Origin of the sequence: Erythrobacter sanguineus (assembly GCF_900143235.1) — a bacterium.
In the GTDB taxonomy this organism is placed as follows: domain Bacteria; phylum Pseudomonadota; class Alphaproteobacteria; order Sphingomonadales; family Sphingomonadaceae; genus Erythrobacter; species Erythrobacter sanguineus.
In genome coordinates, this window is record NZ_FRDF01000006.1 from 181,416 (window position 1) to 203,162 (window position 21,747).

21 protein-coding genes are annotated in these 21,747 nt (G+C 63.0%); 7 read left to right on the forward strand and 14 right to left on the reverse strand.

What is annotated here, in order from left to right:
• Positions 1-9 precede the first annotated feature (9 nt).
• The 10 genes from BUA05_RS06685 to rpsB form a co-directional block, all read right to left on the reverse strand.
• On the reverse strand, positions 10-690 hold the full coding sequence (locus tag BUA05_RS06685) for an OmpH/Skp family outer membrane protein (RefSeq protein WP_072673880.1): 681 nt from the start codon (positions 688-690) through the stop codon (positions 10-12).
• Positions 690-3,407, reverse strand: coding sequence for an outer membrane protein assembly factor BamA (gene bamA, locus BUA05_RS06690; RefSeq protein ID WP_072673881.1), 2,718 nt, complete (start codon positions 3,405-3,407; stop codon positions 690-692). Before bamA ends, BUA05_RS06685 begins: the two co-directional genes overlap by 1 nt.
• Positions 3,408-3,611: 204 nt before the next feature.
• Complete coding sequence (gene rseP / locus BUA05_RS06695) at positions 3,612-4,709, reverse strand: RIP metalloprotease RseP (protein WP_072673882.1); 1,098 nt, start codon at positions 4,707-4,709, stop codon at positions 3,612-3,614.
• Positions 4,710-4,725: 16 nt separating this feature from the next.
• Positions 4,726-5,892, reverse strand: coding sequence for a 1-deoxy-D-xylulose-5-phosphate reductoisomerase (dxr, locus tag BUA05_RS06700; protein ID WP_072673883.1), 1,167 nt, complete (start codon positions 5,890-5,892; stop codon positions 4,726-4,728).
• Positions 5,893-5,899: 7 nt separating this feature from the next.
• Positions 5,900-6,667, reverse strand: coding sequence for a phosphatidate cytidylyltransferase (locus BUA05_RS06705; protein WP_072673884.1), 768 nt, complete (start codon positions 6,665-6,667; stop codon positions 5,900-5,902).
• Entirely contained in the window at positions 6,654-7,295 is a 642-nt protein-coding gene (uppS, locus tag BUA05_RS06710; RefSeq protein ID WP_245790121.1) for a polyprenyl diphosphate synthase, read from the reverse strand. Before uppS ends, BUA05_RS06705 begins: the two co-directional genes overlap by 14 nt.
• Positions 7,296-7,361: 66 nt before the next feature.
• A complete protein-coding gene (frr, locus tag BUA05_RS06715; protein ID WP_072673886.1) occupies positions 7,362-7,919 on the reverse strand; it encodes a ribosome recycling factor in 558 nt (185 codons plus the stop codon).
• 29 nt (positions 7,920-7,948) lie between these two features.
• Positions 7,949-8,668 (reverse strand): UMP kinase, encoded by a 720-nt coding sequence (pyrH, locus tag BUA05_RS06720; protein ID WP_072673887.1) that lies wholly within the window; start codon positions 8,666-8,668, stop codon positions 7,949-7,951.
• Positions 8,669-8,843: 175 nt separating this feature from the next.
• The gene (tsf, locus tag BUA05_RS06725; RefSeq protein ID WP_072673888.1) at positions 8,844-9,770 is read right to left on the reverse strand and encodes a translation elongation factor Ts; all 927 of its coding nucleotides are present in this window, start codon (positions 9,768-9,770) and stop codon (positions 8,844-8,846) included.
• Positions 9,771-9,896: 126 nt separating this feature from the next.
• Positions 9,897-10,691, reverse strand: coding sequence for a 30S ribosomal protein S2 (gene rpsB / locus BUA05_RS06730; RefSeq protein ID WP_072673889.1), 795 nt, complete (start codon positions 10,689-10,691; stop codon positions 9,897-9,899).
• Positions 10,692-10,899: 208 nt separating this feature from the next.
• Between rpsB and BUA05_RS06735 the strand changes: the two genes are divergently transcribed.
• Positions 10,900-11,250, forward strand: coding sequence for a hypothetical protein (locus BUA05_RS06735; RefSeq protein WP_178139152.1), 351 nt, complete (start codon positions 10,900-10,902; stop codon positions 11,248-11,250).
• Here BUA05_RS06735 and BUA05_RS06740 read toward each other — a convergent pair.
• The 4 genes from BUA05_RS06740 to BUA05_RS06755 all read right to left on the reverse strand — a co-directional run bounded on the left by BUA05_RS06740 (position 11,186) and on the right by BUA05_RS06755 (position 15,030).
• On the reverse strand, positions 11,186-12,058 hold the full coding sequence (locus BUA05_RS06740; protein WP_084662504.1) for a CDP-alcohol phosphatidyltransferase family protein: 873 nt from the start codon (positions 12,056-12,058) through the stop codon (positions 11,186-11,188). The two genes, BUA05_RS06735 and BUA05_RS06740, sit on opposite strands and share 65 nt — an antisense overlap.
• A gap of 40 nt (positions 12,059-12,098) precedes the next feature.
• Positions 12,099-12,851: a phosphatidylserine decarboxylase gene (locus BUA05_RS06745; RefSeq protein ID WP_072673891.1), complete on the reverse strand. Its 753-nt coding sequence runs from the start codon at positions 12,849-12,851 to the stop codon at positions 12,099-12,101.
• A 50-nt stretch (positions 12,852-12,901) separates the two neighbouring features.
• Positions 12,902-14,056 carry a beta-ketoacyl-ACP synthase III gene (locus BUA05_RS06750; protein WP_072673892.1) on the reverse strand — a complete coding sequence of 385 codons (1,155 nt, stop codon included), beginning with the start codon at positions 14,054-14,056 and terminating at the stop codon, positions 12,902-12,904.
• 77 nt (positions 14,057-14,133) lie between these two features.
• Positions 14,134-15,030 carry a LysR family transcriptional regulator gene (locus BUA05_RS06755; protein WP_072673893.1) on the reverse strand — a complete coding sequence of 299 codons (897 nt, stop codon included), beginning with the start codon at positions 15,028-15,030 and terminating at the stop codon, positions 14,134-14,136.
• 106 nt (positions 15,031-15,136) lie between these two features.
• Between BUA05_RS06755 and BUA05_RS06760 the strand changes: the two genes are divergently transcribed.
• From BUA05_RS06760 to BUA05_RS06785, 6 genes are all read left to right on the forward strand, one after another.
• The gene (locus tag BUA05_RS06760) at positions 15,137-16,702 is read left to right on the forward strand and encodes a proton-conducting transporter transmembrane domain-containing protein (protein WP_072673894.1); all 1,566 of its coding nucleotides are present in this window, start codon (positions 15,137-15,139) and stop codon (positions 16,700-16,702) included.
• A 31-nt stretch (positions 16,703-16,733) separates the two neighbouring features.
• Positions 16,734-19,127 carry a YbcC family protein gene (locus tag BUA05_RS06765; RefSeq protein WP_245790115.1) on the forward strand — a complete coding sequence of 798 codons (2,394 nt, stop codon included), beginning with the start codon at positions 16,734-16,736 and terminating at the stop codon, positions 19,125-19,127.
• A gap of 369 nt (positions 19,128-19,496) precedes the next feature.
• Positions 19,497-20,417 carry a hypothetical protein gene (locus BUA05_RS06770; RefSeq protein ID WP_245790116.1) on the forward strand — a complete coding sequence of 307 codons (921 nt, stop codon included), beginning with the start codon at positions 19,497-19,499 and terminating at the stop codon, positions 20,415-20,417.
• A gap of 10 nt (positions 20,418-20,427) precedes the next feature.
• The gene (locus BUA05_RS06775; protein WP_084662505.1) at positions 20,428-20,904 is read left to right on the forward strand and encodes a hypothetical protein; all 477 of its coding nucleotides are present in this window, start codon (positions 20,428-20,430) and stop codon (positions 20,902-20,904) included.
• 53 nt (positions 20,905-20,957) lie between these two features.
• Entirely contained in the window at positions 20,958-21,482 is a 525-nt protein-coding gene (locus tag BUA05_RS14480) for a hypothetical protein (RefSeq protein WP_143150271.1), read from the forward strand.
• A gap of 52 nt (positions 21,483-21,534) precedes the next feature.
• Positions 21,535-21,747, forward strand: a 213-nt coding sequence (locus BUA05_RS06785; RefSeq protein ID WP_143150272.1) for a transposase, incomplete at its 3' end; no start/stop codon positions are given.

The window sequence follows — 21,747 nt, forward strand, 5'->3', positions numbered from 1 at the left end:
CCGCAGGCCTCAGCGGCCGACCGGAGCCTCGGGATTGCCTTGCTGCTGCTGCTGGCGCTGCTGCATCATCTGTGCGGTCATCAGCCGTTGCTGAATGTCCTGATAAAGCTGCACGGCCTCCCGGCTCGGCTGCCAACCCGTGGGCGGCACGATGCCGACCGCGGGCACCTTGGCGTTGAGCGAAGTCGTCACCTGATCGGTCAGATCGGCTTCGGGTACGGCGAACAGCAGCGAACCGGGATCGATCACCAGCTTGACCTGCTGCTGGGTGGTTACTTCCTGCAAGGCACCGCCATACTGCAGGATGATCTGTTCCACGGCATAGACCCGGGCGGCGTCGATCTGGTTGCTGAGTCCCTGGATTTCCTGCTCAAGCGTCTGCAGCTTGGCGAACTCGGGCGCGTTCTGCTTGGCTGCGAGCTCGGCATCATCGACCTGCTTGTCGCCATTGGTGTCGAAGGTCTGGAGCAGGGTCTGACGCTCCTGCACCTTGGTGCGACGCAGTTCGTTCTGCTGGGCGTAGGTGGTGTTGACCTGTTCATAGGCAGTCTGGAACGCGTTGGTGCCGATTACCGTGCGCGAAATGTCAACCGTGGCGATACGGCCTTCGACCTGCGCATGGGCCGGCAGCGCAGCAAGGGCGCAGAGCGCCACGCCAGCAGGGGCGAGAAGTTTCGTGAAGATAGTCATCAGAATTGGGTTCCTACGTTGAATGTGAAGGTACGCTCGTCGTCGCCCTCGACACTGCGGATGGTCTGGGCAAAGTCGATGCGGAAGGGGCCGAACGGCGAATTCCAGTTGACCCCGATCCCGGCAGTGATGCGCGGGCTTGGCGTATTCCCGAGAAACACCTCACGGATGGCGCTGTTCGGGCGGATTGCCGGTTGGTTAGGCGTACCGTCAGGAGCGACGGGATCGGTTGTTCCAAGACCATCCGGCCCGATGAAGATCGGGTTGCCATTGCCATCCTGCAACTGGAGCCCGTTGGGATTGTCCTGCAACACGGGCTGCTCGACCCCCCACAGCGCACCGATATCAGCCCAGATCGAGGGCCTGAGGCCGAGTTCGCGCGCGCCGCTGCCAAGCGGAATCTCAAGCTCGGCACGGCCGAGATAGTAATTGCGCCCGCCGATCGCGTCGTCGCGGGTCTGACGACGTTCGGTAACGAGGTTCGGCGGCCCGCCGCCAGGATCCGGAACATAGCGCTGGGTCAGCACGCGCGGCCCGACCCCGCGGATGGCAAACCCGCGGAACTGCGGCTCGCCTAGAAAGAAACGGTCGGTCAGCAGCACATCGTCGACCCCCGGCCCCGGGCGTTCCTGCAGCGGTATGATAGTGCCACCTTCGGCCAGGATCGAGAAGATGAAGCCCGAATTGCCGACATTCCAGAACTGCTGGCCGCGTCCGCGGAACCGCACATAGCGGACATCGCCGCCCAGACCGGCGAACTCCCCGCTCAAGGAGACAGTCTTGCCGCGGGTCGGACGGATCCGCGAATTCAGGGAATTATAGTTGAGGCTGAGACCAACAATCGAACTCAACCGGGTGCCGAGCGCATCACACAGGAATCGCCCTGCGAGCAGCGGATCGCATTCGCGAACGCCATCGCCATCAAGGTCGGAGAAGAACTGGTTCTCGTCAAGCGTCACGTCCTCATAGTTGAGCGTGTAGCTGGCGACCAACGACATGTATTCGGTCATCGGCACGCCGGCACGCAGCGCGAAACCGGTGGTCGATTGCCGGAAGGTCGTGTTGCGATCGCGGTTGGTGAAGTTGAAGCTGTTGAAGTCGCGGCGGTAGATGTCGATCCCGGCCGAGATGTTGCGATCAAACAAATAGGGTTCGGAAAAGCTGATCTGCGCCGCGCGCGAGAACTGCGAATAATTGACGCTGAGCCCGACAGTCTGTCCACGCCCGCGGAAATTGCGCTGGCGGATACTGCCTGAAAGGATGAACTGCTCGATCGAGGAGAAGCCTGCCGAGAATTGCAGTTCGCCGGTGGGCCGTTCTTCGATATTGGCTTCGAGCACGATCCTGTCAGGCGCGCTGCCCTGAACCTGCGTAACTTCGAAATTCTCCTGGAAATAGCCAAGTGAATTGATGCGCGCCGTGGTCCGCAAAACGCCGAGGGAGTTGAATGCATCGCCTTCTGCGAGACGGAATTCGCGGCGGATCACCTTGTCCTGGGTCAGCGTATTGCCGTTGATGTCCACCCGTTCGACGTAGACGCGCGGTGCCTCGCGCAGGATGAAGGTGATGTTCATCGTCAGGTCTTCGGGATTGCTTTTGAAGCGCGGCTGCACGTCGGCGAAGGCATAACCAAACCGGCCCGCCAGCTCGGTCAGCTGTTCGACCGTATCCTCGACCGTCTTGGCATTATACCAGTCGCCTCCCTTCATTGGCAGGTTGCCGCTCATCGCGTCGCTGTCGAAGTCGCGCAGCTGGCTGTCGACCTTGACCTCGCCGAACTTGTAGCGCTCGCCTTCCTCGACCACGTAAGTGATGATGAAGTCTTTCTGGTCGGGCGTCAGCTCGGCGACTGCGGAAACGACGCGGAAATCGGCGTAGCCTTCGGTCAGATAGAATTGCCGCAGCTTCTGCTGGTCGAACGCGAGGCGATCCGGATCATAGCTGGTGTTCGAGCTTAAGAAGCTGGTGAGCCGCGCCTGCTTGGTCACCATTTCGCCGCGCAGATCGCCGTCGGAGAATTTCTCGTTGCCGAGGATGTTGATCTGGCGGACCTTGGATTTCGGCCCTTCGCTTATCTCGAACACGATATCGACACGGTTTTGCGGCAACTGCACCAGCTTGGGTTCAACCTTGGCGGCGAAGCGGCCCTGACGCTTGTACAGTTCTATGATCCGCGAAACATCCGCGCGAACTTTGGAGCGGGTGAATATCTGGCGCGGCGCCAGCTTGATTTCAGGCAGGATCTTGTCGGGCTTCAGGCGTTCATTGCCTTCCAGCACGATACGGTTGATCACCGGATTCTCGGTCACCGTGATGATGACGTTGCCATTGTCGTTGCGGATGCTGGAATTGGCGAACAGCTCGGTCGCGCCAAGATCCTTGATCGCTTCATCGGCGGCAACGGCGGAATATTCCTGACCCACCCGCAAACGGATGTAGCTCAGAATGGTGGTCGGCTCTAGCCGCTCGGCGCCAACCACGCTGATGGTGCGGATGACGTCGGCCTGCGGGGCAGGTGCGGGAGCAGGCTGGGTTGCAGTCTGGGTCGCCGGTTGCTCAGCGCTGGCAGCAGGCGGCTGCTGCGACTGGGCAAGAGCGGCGCCGGGAACACCGGCCAGCATCGAACCACAGCACAGCGCTACGGCAAGCCGCCCGCTCCGCGACCGGCCAGCCTGGCAATTGACCGGCGCAAGGCCCGTCTCGCTCGTTCGGTTCATGCAGCTAAAGTCCCGTCCAACCTGTCTGTCGTAACATGCCCCCGCGACACGCGACGCTTCTGAATGAAGCCATACACCGCTGTCCGGCTGCCACCCGGCAAGCCTCTGCCCGATGTGCCCTGCGCAATCAAGCCGCGTGGCCGGGCATTGCGCGCCGTGCGGCCCGCTTTCCACGGCAAACCGATGATCTGCGCTCCTGCTGCGTCAACTGCCGAACAAGGGCAACGAGAAAAGGTCATTCACCGTCACCACCACCATCAGCATCAGCACCAGCGCAATACCGGTGCGATAGGCCCATTCGGTTGCCTGCGGTCCCACCGGCTTGCGACGGATCGCTTCGGCCGCGTAAAACATCAGGTGCCCGCCATCGAGCGCGGGGATTGGCAAGAAGTTGATGAATGCCAAATTAAGCGAGATCAGCGCGGCAAAATTCACGAATGCGGCAACGCCGAGGCTCATCTGCTCGCCCGAATATTTGGCGATCTTGAGCGGGCCGCCAAGTTCCTTGAAAGATCGTTCCCCAACAATGATCTGCTTGATGCCGGTCACCATCATGCCCATCAGATCCCAGCTCTGCCCGGCAGCCAGCGGCACTGATTCAAGCACACCGACGTCCTCGAACACATATTGGCCGCCGGATGGCACGACTCCGATCCGCCCGATCGCGCTCTGGTTGCCGAAGCTGTCGGTTTCGACATGGCGATCGGTCGTCAACGGAATATCGACCCGCTCGCCCGCACGCTCGACCGTGAAAACCATGCGCGTGTCCGGATGCAGCGCGACCTTCTGCTGGATGGCGTTGAAATCGGCGACTGCATCGCCATCGATAGCGACGATCAGATCGCCGACCTCCAAGCCTGCATCCCGCCCCGCCGTTGCCTCAGCGAAACTGCCGATGGTGCGGGAATCCTCCGGTCCTTCGATCACCGGCTTGCCGAGCACCGCATAGAAAGCCGCGAATATGGCAATTGCGACGAGCAGGTTGGTGACCGGCCCGGCGGCGACAATCAGTGATCGCTTCCACAGCGCGGCGTGCTGGAAACTGCCCTCTTCTTTCGGCGCGTTCGCATCGGGAACCGAGGCCGGGTTCATGTCGCCCTTAAACTGCACATAACCGCCCAGCGGCAGCGCGGAGAGCTTCCAGCGGGTGCCCTGCTTGTCGGTGAAACCGGCAATTTCCTTGCCGAAGCCGACCGAAAACGCCTCTGCCTTAACGCCAAACAGACGCCCGACGAGCAGGTGACCCAGTTCGTGCAAGGTGACAAGCGGGCCGAGCACCAGCAGGAAGCCGGCGACATACATCCAGAACGGGGGGGTGTCAAACAAGGGCAGAAGTCTCCAACAGGCTGAGGGCTTGCCTGCGTGCCGATTGATCGACGGCGAGCACTTCATCGAGTGTCGCCGGGCGCGGTGCATCATTGCTGCGTTGCAGCACTTCTTCCACCATTGCCGCAATCCGGGTGAACCTGATCTGACCGGCAAGAAATGCGGCGACCGCAATTTCATTGGCGGCATTGAGTATCGCCGGGGCGGCACCACCTGCCTCAATCGCCTCACGCGCAAGCCGGGTCGCGGGAAACAGCGCCTCGTTAGCAGGCTCAAAAGTCAGTTGCCCGATGGCCGCCAGATCGAGCGGCGCCAGCGGCGTTTCCATCCGCTGCGGCCAGGCAAGGCACGAGGCGATCGGCACGCGCATATCCGAAGGGCCAAGTTGCGCCAGTGTCGAACAGTCGCGGAACTCGACCATCGAATGGATCACACTTTGTGGGTGGACGACGATGCCCAGCTTGTCCAGCCCGACCGGGAACAGGTGAAAGGCCTCGATATATTCGAGCCCCTTGTTCATCATGGTGGCGGAATCGACGCTGATCTTCGCGCCCATCGACCAGTTGGGATGGGCGACCGCCTCCGCCGGAGTCGCCGCGGCCAGGCGCTCCGCGCTCCATGTGCGCAACGGGCCGCCGCTGGCAGTCAGGGTGATCCTTGCGACATCCTCGATCCGGTTTCCGGACAGGCACTGAAAGATTGCGTTGTGTTCGGAATCGGTCGGCAGCAAGGTCGCGCCGTGTTTCGCGACAGCCTGCATCATCACCTCGCCAGCCGAAACCAGCGCCTCCTTGTTGGCCAGCGCGATGGTCCCGCCACGCTCAATCGCAGCCATCACCGGGCCAAGCCCCGCGCAACCGACAATCGCCGCCACCGTCATATCGACTGGCCGTGCCGCCGCCTCGCACAATGCCTGCCTGCCGCCTGCCGCCGCGATCCCGCTCCCCGCCAGCGCATCGCGCAATTCGGGCAGGAACGCCTCTTCGCCCACCACCGCGATCTTCGCGCCGAATTCCCGGGCCAGCGCTGCGAGCTCGGCCGCGCTACCATTGGCCGTCAGCGCCTCCACGCACCACGCGCCGCGATTGCGGCGCACCAGATCAAGCGTAGATGCGCCGATCGATCCGGTGGCCCCAAGCAAGGTAAGCGTACGCGTCATCGCTCCATCATCCCAGCAAACGCATGGCAGTTGCAATCACAAACAGCATGAAGAACACCGCAAGAAAACCATCGAGCCGGTCAAACAGCCCGCCATGCCCCGGAATGAGGTTGCCCGAATCCTTCACCCCGGCGCGGCGTTTCATCCAGCTTTCGAAGAAATCCCCCGTCTGCGCCAGAACCGCGATCAGCCCGCCAGCCGCAAGTGCGAGCGCAAGGCTTGTCATGTCATAACCGGGAGATGCCGAAGCCGGGCCGAAATCGGCCAGTTCATTACCGATCGCCACCAGTCCTGCCGCAATCGCCCCCCCACCAAGCCCCGCCCATGTCTTGGACGGGCTGATTCTGGGCGCAATCTTTGGCCCGCCAATGGCGCGTCCGGCAAAATAGGCCCCGGCATCGACCGCGATGATCGGCGCGATGTAGCCGATCAGCACTTCAAGCGGGCCGTAGCCCAGGCTCTGCCCGTTAACCGGCAGGAAGTGCGCCCCGTTGCGGAGCGCCATCATCGCCAGCGCCGCGCCGCCGATATAGACCACGCCGCCGAAGAACCACGCCGTCTCGCCCACCCCGGACACGCCGAAGTAGGAGACCAGCCGGTTCCATTCCCGCAACACGCCCAGCGCCAGCAGCGTGATGAAACCCGTCCATAACCACCCGCCCAGCCACAGCGCCCCGGCGGAAATGACCAGCATCACCACCGCCGATCCGAGCCGCACCGGCAGGTCAGACGCCGCCTTGCCGGGCGCGCCGAGCGGGCTTTCAGCGTCCACCATAACGCCGCTCCCTCCGGACAAAATCATCGAGCGCCTGGGTCAGGTGCGCGGGCTCGAAATCGGGCCACAGCGTGTCGACGAACAGCATTTCGGCATAGGCCGATTGCCACAGCAGGAAGTTGGACAGGCGGATTTCGCCGCTGGTCCGGATCAGCAGATCCAGCGGCGGCAGATCATGGGTATCGAGATGGGCCGCAAGACTTTCAATCGTCACTTCGCCTGCCGCCGCCGCCTTGGCTGCAGCGCGGGCGATTTCGTGCTGCCCGCCGTAATTGAGCGCCACCGCCAGCGTTTGCTGGCCATTCGCGGTCTGCGCCAGCGCGTCTTCGAGCATGGCGACGATATCGGGCGCAAGCGACTGCCAGTCGCCGATGATCTTGAGCTTCACATTATTGGCCACGAATTCGGGCAGATCGGATTTGATGAACCGCCGCATCAGGTTCATCAGATCATCGACCTCGTCCTCGGACCGCTTCCAGTTCTCAGACGAGAAGGCATAGAGCGTCAGGCATTCCAGCCCGGTCGGCGCAAGGCTGCGCACCAGCCTCCGCACCGCCTCGACCCCACGCTGATGGCCGACCGCGCGCGGCAGGCCGCGCTTCTTGGCCCAGCGCCCATTGCCATCCATGATGATGGCGACATGTCTTGCGCGATGCGAATCCAAGCCTGTTCCTAACGATCCGGGCAGCCGACCTTACTGGGTCAGGATTTCCTGTTCCTTCTTCGCCGCCGCTTCGTCGGTTTCGGCGACATATTTGTCAGTGAGTTTCTGGACCTCGTCTTCTGACCGCTTGCGCTCGTCCTCCGAGATTTCCTTCTTCTTCTCGTCGGTCTTGAGGCTTTCCATCGCGTCGCGGCGCACGTTGCGGATCGCGATTTTGGCCTTTTCGGCATATTGCCCGGCGAGCTTGGCGAGTTCCTTGCGGCGTTCCTGCGTCAGATCGGGGATCGGCAGACGCAGGGTCTGGCCATCAATGATCGGGTTGAGGCCAAGATTGGCATGAGCAATGCCCTTTTCCACCGCGGTCATGTTGGAACGGTCCCAGACCTGCACGCTCAGCATCCGCGGCTCGGGCGCCGAGACGGTGGCGACCTGATTGAGCGGCATCATCGCGCCATAGACCTCGACCACCACCGGATCGAGCAAGGTGGTGTTGGCGCGCCCGGTGCGCAGGCCTTGCAGATCGCTCTTGAGTGCATCCACCCCACCCTTCATCCGACGCTCGATGTCGGCCTTGTCATATTGCGGCATCCGTCAGGCTTCCTTTTTCTTCTTCGCTGTCAGTTGTCTTGCACGATGGTCTGGACGCCCTTACCCGCCAGCACGCGGGCAAGATTGCCCTTTTCGCGGATCGAAAACACCAGAATGGGGATCTGGTTGTCACGGCACAGCGCGACGGCAGAGGCATCCATGACCCTGAGATTATCGGCCAACACCTTGTCATAGGTGACGGTATCGAACCGCTTGGCATCGGGATTGCGCTTGGGATCGCTGTCATAGACCCCGTCGACACTGGTGCCTTTCAGCAACGCATCGCACTTCATTTCCGCCGCGCGCAGTGCCGCCCCGCTGTCGGTGGTGAAATAAGGGCTGCCGACCCCGGCGGCGAAGATCACCACCCGGCCCTTTTCAAGGTGGCGTTCGGCGCGGCGGCGGATCACCGGCTCGCACACCTGATCCATCTGGATCGCGCTCTGCACGCGGGTGTCGACACCCAGCTGTTCCAATGCGTTCTGCATGGCGAGCGCATTCATCACCGTCGCCAGCATGCCCATATAATCGGCCTGCGCGCGGTCCATCCCCTGCGCTGCACCTGCCATCCCGCGAAAGATATTGCCGCCACCGATGACGAGGCAGATTTCAAGCCCGGTATCCTTGGCCGCCTTCACCTCTTTGGCGAGTTCGGCCACAAAGGCCGGATCAATCCCGAACTGCTGCCCGCCCATAAGCACTTCGCCCGAGAGTTTGAGCAGCACGCGCTTGATGGGAGGAAGATGCATGGGAAACGAACGCTCCGGATGGAATCTTGGGGCAATGGTCTGGGTGCGCCGCACTTAACCGGCAATCTGCCAATGCGCAAAGGGTAAGGTAACACCCCGCCCGGCCCCAGACAGGCAAACGGCCGCCGCAGCATCCAAAGCTGCGACGGCCGCCATGATTTTCTATGGCAGAAGATCAGCCCGCGACAGCCGCAGCCACCTCCGCTGCGAAATCGGTTTCTTCCTTCTCAATGCCTTCACCGAGCTGGAAGCGGACATAGTCCTTGAGCACGATCGGGGTGCCCGCAGCCTTGCCGGCCTGCGCTACCAGATCGGCAATCACGGTCTTGTTGTCCATGACGAAGATCTGGCTGAGCAGCGCGTTTTCCTTGGCGAACTTCTTCACCGCACCATCGACCATCTTGGCCTGCACATCTTCGGGCTTGCCAGTTTCAGCGGCCTTTTCTGCAGCCACCTTGCGCTCACGCTCGATCACTTCGGCATCAAGGCTGTCGGCATCGAGCGCCATCGGGAAGGCGGCAGCCGCGTGCATGGCCAACTGTTTGCCGAGCGGTTCGAGCACATCCGCGCCCGCTTCGCTTTGCAGCGCGATCAGCACGCCGATCTTGCCTAGGCCTTCGGCAGCGGCGGTGTGCATGTAGGACACAACTGCGCCCTTATCGACCGAAACGGTCTTGATCCGGCGGATCTGCTGGTTTTCGCCGATGGTGGCGACATTGTCGGTCAGCTTGTCTGCGACAGTACCGCCATCGGGATAGGCCGCAGCCTTGAGCGCGTCGACATCGTCATTCGCAAGCTCGAGCGCGACAGTGGTCGCCTTGCGCACGAAATCCTGAAACTTGTCGTTCTTGGCGACGAAATCGGTCTCCGAATTGACCTCGACCGCAACGCCGCGGGTACCTTCGACAGCCACGCCGACGAGACCTTCCGCGGCCGTGCGGCTGGACTTTTTCTGGGCAGTGGCAAGGCCCTTGGCCCGAAGCGCGTCAACGGCGGCTTCGATGTCGCCGCCCGCTTCGGTCAGCGCCTTCTTGGCGTCCATCATGCCAGCGCCGGTGCGCTCGCGCAGCTTCTTCACATCGGCGACGGAGAAATCGGCCATGGGAATTTCCTTCTTGTGTCTGGGCCCGCCGGGCACCTTGTGGGTGTGCCCGGCGCGCTAATATGCAAATGTGACGTGTGATTGACGCGCGCAGCCCGGCATGCGGGCGCGCGGTCTTCGCATCGATCAGGCGGTTTGGGCCTCGCTTGCAGCATCCTCAGCCGGGGTCTCTTCCGCCACGGCCTCGACCGGCGGCTCTTCCATCGCACCGAAATCGCTCGACACGTCGGCCTGGAACTTGCCTTTGCCCGCAAGCGCGGCATCGCCGATCGCCTGGCAGTAAAGCCGCACTGCGCGCGCCGCATCGTCGTTGCCCGGGACCGGGAAGGCGATGTTCGACGGATCAACATTGGTATCGAGAATCCCGATAACCGGAATGCCGAGCACGGCCGCTTCCTTGATGGCGAGATCTTCCTTGTTTGCGTCGATCACGAACATCACGTCCGGAATGCCGCCCATGTCGCGGATGCCGCCGAGCGACATTTCCAGCTTCTCACGCTCACGGGTGAGCTGGAGCACTTCCTTCTTGGTCAAGCCACTGGTGTCGCCCGAGAGCATTTCTTCCAGCGCCTTCAAACGGCGGATCGAACCCGAGATGGTCTTCCAGTTGGTGAGCATCCCGCCCAGCCAACGGTGGTTGACGAAATGCTGGCCCGAAGCGCGCGCGGCTTCCGCGATCGGCTCCTGCGCCTGACGCTTGGTGCCAACGAACAGCACCTTGCCGCCCGAACGCACGGTCGATTCGACGAAATCGAGCGCGCGCGCAAACAGCGGCACGGTCTGCGACAGGTCGATGATGTGGACACCGTTGCGCGCGCCGAAAATATACGGCTTCATGCGCGGGTTCCAGCGGTGGGTCTGGTGGCCGAAGTGAGCGCCGGCCTCGATCAATTGCTGCATTGTGACGACAGGTGCCGCCATAGGTAATTCCTTTCCGGTTGTTCCTCTGAAAGGCTGGAACCGCGTGTGCGGAATCTCCCGCAAACGGCACCGGTATATGCGCCTTCCATGTGAATTTGCCGCAGGACAGGCCAACTGCCTACCCTGAAGCGAGCGCGCCCTTACCGGGGGTGCCGCAGAAAATCCAGCCCTGAATGTGCGCAAAGCCACAAAAATTCACCCTGCCGGCGTGCAAAACCCGCTTGACAGCGCAGAACATGTGGGGAACAAGCGCGTCAGAACAAAAAACGAACATTGTATTGAGAAGGACGCCGTCATGCTTGCACTTGCCATCAACCTGCTGTTCGCGATTGCTGCCGCGGCCGCCACGTTCAGCCTGGTGGACAGCGCTCTCAAGGCAGGCCAGGCCTATGCCATGCTGATGCGAGAGCGCGCGCTGATGGGGGCGGGTTTCACGATGCAGGTCGATCCGCGCGAAGTCCGGCTGCGGGCCGCGGCCCGGCACGCGGGGGCGGTTATCCTGCCGCGTCGATCGCCGATGCTGCGACCGTTGCCTGCTCTTGCGCGCGGCGTCGCTTGATCCGGCCATATTTGACAAGCCCGTAAGGCATCAGCGCAAGATAGGTGATACAGATCGCCGCCAGCGTCCACCACGGCTCCAGCAAAAGGGCGGCAAAGGCCAGCGCGACAAAGGCAATGAGCCATAGCCGGATAGCTTTGCGCGGCCGCAACGATGCCCAGCTCAAGGTCGCCATGTTGGAGATCATCAGCACTGCGATCACGCTGAGCCACAGCGCCATCACCACCGGGTTACGGAAGATTTCGAGACCAGTCTCGTTCCAAAGGTAGAACGGGATAAAGGCCAACCCTGCCCCGACAGGTGCAGGAACGCCCGTGAGAAATCCGGCCGATTTGTGGGGCTGTTCGTCAACATCGATCCGGGCGTTGAAGCGCGCCAATCTAAGCGCGCAGCTGATTGCAAAGGCGAGCGCGGCAAACCAGCCAAAGCGTGGCAGGTCCTGTAGCGACCACAGAAACAGGATCAGTGCCGGGGCCACCCCGAAGGATAGCGAATCGGCCAGCGAATCAAGCTCGGCCCCGAACCGCGACTGGGCGTTGAGCAGGCGGGCAATGCGCCCGTCGATCCCGTCGAGCACGCCGGCCAGCACCACCGCAAGGATGGCGTAGGACCATTCGCCATCAATGGCGAAACGGATGCCCGTAAGTCCAGCACACAGCGCCGCCGCGGTGATTGCGTTGGGCAGCATTGCCCTCAGCGTCAGCCCGGCAGCGTCTCCGACAACCGGGCCTTCCTCGTCCTCGGCCGCCTTGGGGCCGACCCTGGCAGGCAGAAACGCGGCCCGGCGCAGCTTGGGACGACGGCTCATGCGCGCTCAGCCCAGCGCGCCGTGCTGATCATTTCCGCGATCACTGGGAAATCCCTTCGATCAAGCCGCGCTCACCGATTTCAGCCAGAACCGTCTCGCCCGCAATGATAGTCTGGCCGATCATGACCTTGGGATCGGTTCCGGCGGGAAGATAGACATCGACCCGGCTGCCGAAACGGATCAGTCCGACCCGCTGCCCCTTGGCAACAATGTCGCCCGGCTTGACGAACGGGACAATCCGCCGCGCCACAAGTCCGGCAATCTGGGTGAAGCCCAGCCTCAACCCGTCGCTGCGCTCGATCAGAATATGTTGACGTTCGTTTTCCGCGCTTGCCTTGTCGAGTTCGGCGCTCATGAACTTGCCGGGGATATACACCACCCGCCGCACGGTTCCGCCGACCGGTGTGCGGTTGATATGGACATCGAAAACAGTCATGAAAATCGAGATCCGCGTCACCTGCCCAGCCGGCAATCCGGGATAGCCCGAACCATCATCGATCTGCATTTCGAGCGGCGGTTCGGTGTCCTCGATCTGGGTGACCAACCCGTCAGCCGGCGCGACGATCGCGGATTCGCCTTGCGGCACCACCCGCTCGGGATCGCGGAAAAAGGCGAACACCCCGACCGAAAGCAGCATGAGCGGCCAGCCGATGATGCCCCAGTCGAGCAGCACCAGAAAGACCAGACTGACTGCAACCGCTATCAGGCCGAACTTGCGGCCCTCAGGATGGATCGCAGGCCAGTGCCAGCCCGCCTCGCCGCGGCCCTTGTTGTCGAGAATTTCGCCTGCCATGGCCTCAGCATCTAGGGACTGGGGGGCGGACCCGCAAGCAAGTCGGCACCTCAGCCCCTTTTGCGAACGAATACCGTCCCGGCCGAATAGCCTGCGCCGAAGCTGCAGATCAGCCCGGTATCGCCCGTAACCAGATCATCGCTGTGCTGGTGGAAAGCGATGATCGACCCGGCGCTGGAGGTGTTGCCATAGGTGTCGAGCACGGTCGGGCTTTCATCCTCGCTGGCTTCGTGGCCCAGCACCTTATGCGCAATCAGGCGATTCATGCCCGCATTCGCCTGATGCAGCCACAGCCGCCGCAGGCGTTCCGGATCAATCCCCAGCCGCGCAGCTTCATCAAGGATCATCTGCGCCACCATCGGCACGACCTCCTTGAACACCTTGCGCCCTTCCTGGACAAACAGCTTGTCCGCTGCCCCAGCCGTTTCCGGCGCAGCGCGATTGAGAAAGCCGAAATTGTTGCGGATGTTGTTCGAGAACACGGTTTTCAACTTCGTGCCGAGGATGTCCCAGTGCTCCGCCGGAGCGATGCCTACATCCTCCACCAGCACTGCGGTTGCCACGTCACCGAAGATGAAATGGCTGTCACGATCGCGCCAGTTGAGATGTCCCGAGGTGATTTCGGGGCTGACCACCAGCACGCTTTTGGCGTTCCCGGCGCGAATATAATCGGCCGCGGTCTGGATCCCGAAGGTGGCCGAGGAGCATGCCACGTTCATGTCTAACCCGAAGCCCTCGATCCCCAGTGCCTGCTGAATTTCGATCGCCATCGCCGGATAGGCGCGCTGCATGTTGGACGCTGCGCACAGCACCGCGTCGACATCCTTCGCATCGCGCCCGGCCCGCTCCAGCGCCTGCCGGGCGGCGGCAACGCCGATTTCGGCCATGATCGAAACCTCGTCATTGCCGCGCTCGGGCAGGCGCGGACACATCACGTCGGGGTCAAGGATCGGCGCCTTGCTCATCACGTGGCGGGCCTTGATCCCGCTCGCCTTCTCGATGAATTCAACCGAGGAATAGGCCAGCGCCTCGGCCTTTCCGGCGGCGATTGCATCGGCGTGGGCGGCGTTGTGCCGTTCGGCGAAGGCGTTGAAGCTTGCCACCAGTTCGGCGTTGGTGATCGATTCGGCCGGCGTGAAAAGTCCGGTGGCGGAAATGACCGGACGCCCCGTGTGGGCGGCGGTGCTGGATTGCGTTTCCTGCATGTATCCCTCTCGCGTGGAGCGCGGCCTTACTGCCCGCCATGACCCCCTGCAAGCCCGGCAACGCTCCTGACCGCAGTTCAGACCACTGCGGCCGCTTCCTCTGCAAGGTCGAGCACGTCCTTCAGCAAGGGATTGGGAAAGGTGCGCGCGATCGTGACAGCGCAGAATTGTTCGGTGATTTCGGGCAGTTGGAATAGTTCGTATAGCAGGCCCGCGCCAAGCTCGTCCTGCACCACGATTGGCGGGATCACCGCCACCCCGGCATCGCTGCGGGCCAGCAGCCGGATCATCGCCATATCATCGGCCTCGGCGGCGATGCGCGGGACGATGCCCATGCTCTCGATGATCGCGTCGAAACCGGCCCGCAGCGATGTTTCGGGCGTCGGCAGGATCAGCGGGGCCCGCGTCAGCAGCGTACGCAGTCCCTGCCCGGCCAGCGCCAGCCGCTTCGCGGTGCCCACCAGGCTGACCCGTTGTTCGGAAATGCGCCGCACAAGATAGGGGCTCGCCGCATCGCGCGCGGGCACAAGATTGGTCAGCACCACATCGATCGACAGCGCATCCAGCGCGCGCAGCAGGCTAGCCTGCGTGCCCGAACGCAGCACCACTTCGACATCATCCCGCCCCAACAGGGGTTTGAGGAAACGCATCTGGAAATTGCGCGACAGCGTTGCCAGTGCGCCGATCCGCAAGACCCGGCGCTGTTCACCCGCGATCCGGAAGGTCGCTGTGAGATGTTCGGCGGTGCGGAAAATCTCGTCGGCGTGATCCAGCGCGATCCGCCCCGCTTCGGTAAGCACTAGATTGCGTCCGCGCCGCTCGAACAGGTTGTGTCCAAGATCGGTCTCCAATGCCTTGATCTGGGTCGAGACCGCGCTCTGCGAGATGTTGAGCGCCTTTGCCGCCGCCGTCAGCGTGCCTTCGCGTGCAGTCGCGCGGAACAGCCGAAGGTGGTGGAGATTGATTGTCGCCATAGTTCTAAATTTCCGAACGGTTTCCCAGAAAATATGTATTTTATTAGAATCTGTCCAGCCCCTATCCCTCCGGCAACCTGAACGACCCTCTCACCGGAGCGCCGCCATGCAGCTTGCATTTTCCCTGTCCTTCCTGGCTCCTTTGGCGCTGTTACCGGCCGCCATGTTCGCGCTTGCCCGCCCCGGCAAGCGCCCGGGAATTCTGCCGCGCTGGTCCGAAGGTTCGGCCGTGCTTGCCTTCGCACTCGCGCTTGGCGGGCTGGTGCAGGCCGCGCTTGGCGCAATGCCCGGTACGGGTCTGCTTGATGGTGCGGCCCGGATCGCACTGCGCGCCGATCTGGTCAGCACTGCGATGGCGAGCCTAGTCGGCTTCATCGGCTGGATCGTGATGCGCTACAGCCGCACCTACCTTGATGGCGAAGATCGCGAGGGCGCCTTTCATGGCTTGATGCTGCTGGCGCTCGCCGCGGTGCTGGTGTTTGTGCAGGCGGGCACCTTTGCCACGGTAATTCTTGCTGCGATCGTGGTCGGCATTTCGCTCAAGCGGCTGCTGCTGTTCTACCCCGAGCGCGCGGAGGCTCGGCGCGCCGCCACCAAGTTCGCGCTGGTCTGGCATGCGGGCGATGCAATGCTGGCGGTTGCCGCCGCGCTGCTGTTCGTGCGGTTCGGCACGCTCGAATTCGTGGCATTACCCGAAGCTGTCGGCGCTGAGGGCCTGGGCCTGAGCGGAACCATTGCCCTTGCCGCAATTGTCGCCGCCGCCGCGCTCAAGACCGCATCCTTCCCGCTTCACGGCTGGCTGACCGAAGTGATGGAGGCCCCCACCCCGGTCTCCGCGCTGCTGCATGCCGGGATCATCAATTCGGGTGGCGTGCTGCTGATCGCCAATGCCGAGCTTGTGCAGTCGAGCCCGGGCGCGATGGCTGCGCTGGTCATGCTGGGCGGGCTGACGGCGGTCTTCGGCGCGGCAGTGATGCTGACCCAGAGCGCGATCAAGACAGCGCTGGCTTGGTCAACGATCTCGCAGATGGGTTTCATGCTGCTGCAATGCGGGCTAGGCCTGTGGACGCTGGCGCTGCTGCATATCATCGCTCATTCGCTCTACAAGGCGCATGCTTTCCTTTCGTCGGGCGGAGCGGTGACGGAAGTCGCGAATATCCGCCGCCCCGGCCCGGTCGCCGTGCCGAGCGTCGCAGCCGTACTGAAATCCTTCGGCCTTGCGATCCTGCTCTATGCCGCGATTGCCGGGCTGTTCACCGCGGTGTTCGGCCCCAAGAGCCCGCAGGCGCTGGCGCTGGGTACGATCCTGATCTTCGGTGTCGCCTATCTGGTGGCACAGGGGCTCGCTGACCGGGCGCCGGTCGCCCTGACCAAACGCACCGCCCTGGCTTCGCTCGCCACGGCCATCGCCTACTTCGCGTTTCATGTCCTGTCGCAGGCCATCTGGGGGCCGATCCTGCCGGCCGCGCCAGTGCCGGGCGATCTCGAATGGGCGCTGATCGTACTCGGCGTCTTCACCTTCGGGCTGGTGGCCTTTGCGCAGGCGCTGTTCCCGCTGTGGGCGCACCATCCCGCGACTGCCGGGCTCAGGGTTCACCTTGCCAACGGCCTTTATCTCAACGCCCTGCTCGATCGCGCCATTGGCGGCCTGCGGAGCACCCGCTCGCGCTAGGCCGCGCCCGCTGACCTGACACCCTGTTCCCATGGAGATCACCATGTTCATGAAGCATTCGCAGATCACCCCGGTCCGGCTTTCGGCTGTGCTCGAGGCGGCCGAGGCCGCGGCCCGTGCCATCTCGCCCGCCTTCCCGCTTGATGCGACCGTGGCGGTCAACCCCTTCCTCGGCCAAACGGCTGAAGACCTCGCTACCGCCGCCGCGCGGCTGGGCCGGGTCGCCGGATGCCGGGTGACCCGCACCGGAGCGGACTATGCCGCCGCAATCCGCGATGGCCGCATCAGCGAAGACGACCTTGCCGAAGCGCTTGCCGGTGCGCTCTCACCTTTGAAGCCCACTGACACCGACGCCGTGCGTCACGCTGCCGAGCGGCTGAGGGACGGGCCGGAGCCGATGGCACTGCCCACCGTGGCCGATCTTGCCGCTGAGGCGACCGGCATCGACTGGCCCGCGCTGATCGACAAGTGTATCGGGCTCTGGGCTGCGGGCCAGTTTGATCGCGGGCAGGCGCTTTGGTCGCCTGCACCCGGGAACGAGGCCTTTGCCGCATGGCGCGCCTGGGCAATGCATGATCTCAGCCCCGAGATAGCGGGCCTCAAGGGCTTTTGCGCCCATGTCGCTGCCGCACCCGACACCGCGGAGCGCGCGATCCTGTTCGCCGCCGAAGCGCTCGGCATCAGCGATGCGGCTGCCGAAACTGCCTTCCACCGTCTGTTCATGAGCATGGGCGGCTGGTCGCAGCACGCCCGCTGGCTGCTGTGGCAGGCCGAACTTGCAGGCGAGAGCGATCGCACCATGGCCGAACTGCTCGCCATTCGCCTGATCTGGGACGAGGCGCTGCTTGCCCATACCCCCGAAATCGCCGAGCGCTGGACCGCCACCATCGCTGCCCATGCAGAACCGGTCGTGCCGGGTGCCGACGAGGTCCTGCTTGCGATCCTACAGGACGCAGCAGATCGCGGCCATCAGCGCCGCCTTGCCACCGCACTGGACGGCGCGGCGCCAGCAGGAGAACGCCCGTTCCTGCAGGCAGCCTTCTGCATCGACGTGCGTTCCGAAGTGTTCCGCCGCGCGCTCGAAAGCGTCGATGCCGGGATCGCGACGATCGGTTTCGCAGGCTTTTTCGGCCTGCCCCTGTCGCACCACGCCCATGGTTCGGACATCCGCGAAGCGCGCCTTCCGGTGCTGCTCAACCCTGCGGTCGAAACCAGCAGCGCGGGCGATCCGGCCAGCGATCAGGCCACCCGCATCGCCGCCCGCTCCGAGCGCGCGTGGGGACGGTTCCGGCAGGCTGCGGTCTCATCCTTCGCCTTTGTCGAGGCGATGGGGCCGGTCTATGCGGTCAAGCTGGTGCGATCGGCGCTCGGCCTTGGGGGCGCGGCCAAGCCCGAACCTGCGCCGCAGGTGCTGGGCGGCATGAGCGCTGAGGCCAAGGCCGATACCGGCGCGGCAGTGCTGAAGGCGATGAGCCTTATCGAAGGCCACGGGCAGGTCGTTCTGCTGCTCGGCCACGGCGGGAATGTCACCAACAACCCGCATGAAAGCGCCTATCACTGCGGCGCCTGCGGCGGGTATACCGGGGAAGTTTCGGCGCGGCTGCTGGCAATGCTGCTTAACGACCCCGAAACCCGCAGCGGTCTGGCCCAACGCGGGGTCAACGTGCCGGAAGACACCCTGTTCGTCGCCGGTCTGCACGATACCACCACAGACGACATTACCATCTACGAGGATGGCCTGCCCGCGGCCCGCAACGCCGATCTTGCCAAGGTGCGCGGGCAACTGCGGCAGGCGGGAAAGATCGCCCGTGCCGAACGCGCAGTTCGGCTGCCGGGTGCGCGCTGGAACAATATCCACCAGCGTGCAACCAACTGGGCCGAGATCCGCCCCGAATGGGGCCTTGCCGGATGCGCCGCCTTCATCGCCGCCCCGCGCGAGGCAACCGCAGGCCGCGATCTGGGCGGGCGGGCGTTCCTCCACTCCTATGACTGGCGCGCCGACGAAGGCTTCGGCACGCTTGAACTGATCATCACCGCGCCGGTGGTGGTGGCGAGTTGGATCAGCCTGCAATATTTCGGCTCGTCGGTCGCGCCAGCAATGTTCGGTGGCGGCAACAAGCTGATCCACAACGTCGTTGGCGGGATCGGCGTGATCGAAGGAAATGGCGGCCGCCTGCGCCCCGGCTTGCCATGGCAGGCGGTGCATGACGGCGAGACCCTGACGCATGAACCGCTGCGCCTTTCCGTGATGATCGAGGCCCCGCGCGAGGAAATTCTCAAGGTGCTCGAACGTCATCCAGGGGTGCGCGACCTGTTCGACAATGGCTGGCTGCACCTCTTTGTGCTCAAGGATGGCAAATTCGACGCGCGTTATCGCCCGGGCCTAGACTGGGCCGACGCGGCACCGCAGACCTTGGCCGCCTGACGGGTCGCTTCGCTGGTTCTGCCGCCCGCTCAAGGATCACAACTGTCGCGCTCGCAAAGCGGGGTGACGGGCCGAGCGGGCGGCGGTATGCGCAATGATTGCGGTTTGGCTTGGGACAACCTCTTCAACCAAGCCTGGCACATCATGCCGATCGGCGTGCGACAATCAGCCCGTGGATGGTGATCAATGGGCTTTGATACAGAAAGTGGCTTCCAAATCCTGCTTCGGCAGTAGGGAATTTCGCTGAGCCGGGGATTTAGCCGATATTCCGGCCCTCCGTGCCAAGCGCGCCGTATGGTTACTTTACGGTCAACCAAGTTCAAACGTATCTGCGTTGTCTGCACCATGGGGATTGCAGGGGCCATTGGTGTGTCCGCTGCAAAAGCCGCCGACCCGACACCCGCCGGCATCGTCATCGAAAGCACAGCTCAGGCCAGCTATGATGATGGAGGCATCACCCGCAATGTAACGTCCAACACGGTGCAGGTGCGGGTGGATGAACTGCTCGATCCGGTTGCGACGGCGCTCGACGCCGGGTCGCTGGAGGTGCGCCCCGGCCCTGCTGTCTTGAGTTTCCTGGTGAGCAATGCCGGGAACGGGCCAGAAGCATTCAACCTTGAGGTTGTCACATCCGTTGCTGGCAATGCGTTTGACACCACTCTCGATAGCATTGCTGTCGATACCAATAGCAATGCCACCTATGATCCCGGCATTGATCAAATTCTGAGCGCCCCGGCTGTAACCGAGATTCTGGCGCCCGGCGCATCGCTGACCATCTTCGTCATCCTCAGCGTCCCGGACGGGATCGAAGATGGCGCACAAAGCGAGGTCAGCTTCGTCGCCCGCGCGGCAACAGGCAACGGAGCTCCCGGCAACGTGTTTGCGGGCGCCGGAGAGAATGGCAGCGATGCGATCGCCGGTCTCAGCGGTGGGGAGGCGACGGCTATCGGCCAAATGGTCGCCACCACCAGCATTGTTGCCTTGCAAAAATCCGGGACAGTGGCCGATCCTTTCGGTGGCAGCGCCGCAGTACCGGGCGCAACCATCACCTACAATATCGCAGCATCGGTCACCGGCTCTGCCCAGATCGATGATCTCGTGATCACCGATCAGATCCCGCCCGGCACACAATATGTTGCCGGCTCGCTTGCGCTTGACGGCACACCGCTGAGCGATGTGGCCGATAGCGATGCCGGCGAAGCCACGCCCGACGCCATCACCGTCAATCTCGGAACGGTAGCGAGCGGATCTTCAAATATCATCACGTTCGCCGTTCTGATCGCTGAATGAAAGGCAAATCATGAAACTCTTGCTTACCATTGCTTCGACCGCGCTGTTCACGGCGCTGGCAACGCCATCCGCAGCTGAACCGCCCTCACCTCTCGAATTGACGGGTTTTGTGGAGCTCGAAAGAGCAGTCACCGACGAAACCGGAGAGCGCAGGGTCGAGCGTATCGAGCCCAAAGTCGTCGTACCGGGGGACCGGCTGATTTTCGGCACCCGCTTCGCGAATATCGGCACCCAGCCGATTGAACGCTTCGTTGTGTCAAACCCCGTTCCCGCATCGGTCAGCGTAACGCCCGATATCGATCCGGATGTTCTGGTTTCGGTGGATGGAGGCAAGTCGTGGGGCAGGCTTGGCGAACTCGAAGTCGTCGATGCCGACGGCAATCGCCGCGCCGCGCAAGCGAGCGAGATCACGAACGTCCGCTGGGTTCTTTCGGCGATCGCTTCAGGTGAAACGGGTCAACTCGAATTTCCGGTGACGGTCCGCTGATCGGTGACGGGGCTTGGGCCGGTTTGGCCGCAAAGCCATAGGAGAACAAGAAGATGATGCGTTCGAACAGATTGGTGGCGTTGACGATTGGCACTGCCTTCGTTGCGATGCAATCCGCGCCAGCCGTGGCCGAAGGCACCAGCGCTGGCACAACCATAACCAACACCGCCACGATCGATTTCCGCGTCGGCGGGATCGATCAGACCGAAGTGGTCGATACCGACAGTTTCGATGTGGATCGCAAGGTCAATTTCGTCGTCACTCGCGCCTCTGACCCTACGACGAGCGTTTCGCCTGGAGAAGCCGGGGCGGTTATCGCGTTTGACGTTGGCAACCTTTCGAACGATGCGATCGATCTGGTGCTGGCCGTAACCCAATCAGGTACGGACGACTTCGATGCCGATAATGTGACCATCTACATCGACGATGGCGACAACATCTTTGGCGGCACCGACGTCGCCGCGTCACTCATCGACGAGATCGCCGCAGATGCCACCGTGCGCGTGTTTGTGGTGAGCGATATCTCACTGGCGCAGTCCAATGGTTGTCCCCCGTCAGCACCAATGGCACAGATTTGAGGTTGTGATTTAAGGAGGGTTGGGGCTTCGTCGTAGTGACGAAGGAACGAAGATGAAGACCCAACCCTCCTTGAAGAAATCGCCCCCCAAGAAGGCCCCTGCCGAGCGGGTGGTGAAGGACATCCGGCGTGCAACCCGTCGCCATTTCTCGGCTGAGGACAAGATCCGCATCGTGCTCGACGGGCTGCGCGGCGAGGACAGCATCGCCGAGCTGTGCCGGAAGGAAGGCATCGCCCAGAGCTTGTATTACACCTGGTCCAAGGAG

Excerpts from the sequence above, each read along its gene's own strand:
- BUA05_RS06685 (WP_072673880.1), bottom strand. The coding sequence starts at position 690 with ATGACTATCTTCACGAAACTTCTCGCCCCTGCTGGCGTGGCGCTCTGC.
- bamA (WP_072673881.1), bottom strand. The coding sequence starts at position 3,407 with ATGAACCGAACGAGCGAGACGGGCCTTGCGCCGGTCAATTGCCAGGCT.
- rseP (WP_072673882.1), bottom strand. The coding sequence starts at position 4,709 with ATGTATGTCGCCGGCTTCCTGCTGGTGCTCGGCCCGCTTGTCACCTTG.
- dxr (WP_072673883.1), bottom strand. The coding sequence starts at position 5,892 with ATGACGCGTACGCTTACCTTGCTTGGGGCCACCGGATCGATCGGCGCA.
- BUA05_RS06705 (WP_072673884.1), bottom strand. The coding sequence starts at position 6,667 with ATGGTGGACGCTGAAAGCCCGCTCGGCGCGCCCGGCAAGGCGGCGTCT.
- uppS (WP_245790121.1), bottom strand. The coding sequence starts at position 7,295 with ATGGATGGCAATGGGCGCTGGGCCAAGAAGCGCGGCCTGCCGCGCGCG.
- frr (WP_072673886.1), bottom strand. The coding sequence starts at position 7,919 with ATGCCGCAATATGACAAGGCCGACATCGAGCGTCGGATGAAGGGTGGG.
- pyrH (WP_072673887.1), bottom strand. The coding sequence starts at position 8,668 with ATGCATCTTCCTCCCATCAAGCGCGTGCTGCTCAAACTCTCGGGCGAA.
- tsf (WP_072673888.1), bottom strand. The coding sequence starts at position 9,770 with ATGGCCGATTTCTCCGTCGCCGATGTGAAGAAGCTGCGCGAGCGCACC.
- rpsB (WP_072673889.1), bottom strand. The coding sequence starts at position 10,691 with ATGGCGGCACCTGTCGTCACAATGCAGCAATTGATCGAGGCCGGCGCT.
- BUA05_RS06740 (WP_084662504.1), bottom strand. The coding sequence starts at position 12,058 with ATGAGCCGTCGTCCCAAGCTGCGCCGGGCCGCGTTTCTGCCTGCCAGG.
- BUA05_RS06745 (WP_072673891.1), bottom strand. The coding sequence starts at position 12,851 with ATGGCAGGCGAAATTCTCGACAACAAGGGCCGCGGCGAGGCGGGCTGG.
- BUA05_RS06750 (WP_072673892.1), bottom strand. The coding sequence starts at position 14,056 with ATGCAGGAAACGCAATCCAGCACCGCCGCCCACACGGGGCGTCCGGTC.
- BUA05_RS06755 (WP_072673893.1), bottom strand. The coding sequence starts at position 15,030 with ATGGCGACAATCAATCTCCACCACCTTCGGCTGTTCCGCGCGACTGCA.
- BUA05_RS06760 (WP_072673894.1), top strand. The coding sequence starts at position 15,137 with ATGCAGCTTGCATTTTCCCTGTCCTTCCTGGCTCCTTTGGCGCTGTTA.
- BUA05_RS06765 (WP_245790115.1), top strand. The coding sequence starts at position 16,734 with ATGGAGATCACCATGTTCATGAAGCATTCGCAGATCACCCCGGTCCGG.
- BUA05_RS06775 (WP_084662505.1), top strand. The coding sequence starts at position 20,428 with ATGAAACTCTTGCTTACCATTGCTTCGACCGCGCTGTTCACGGCGCTG.
- BUA05_RS14480 (WP_143150271.1), top strand. The coding sequence starts at position 20,958 with ATGATGCGTTCGAACAGATTGGTGGCGTTGACGATTGGCACTGCCTTC.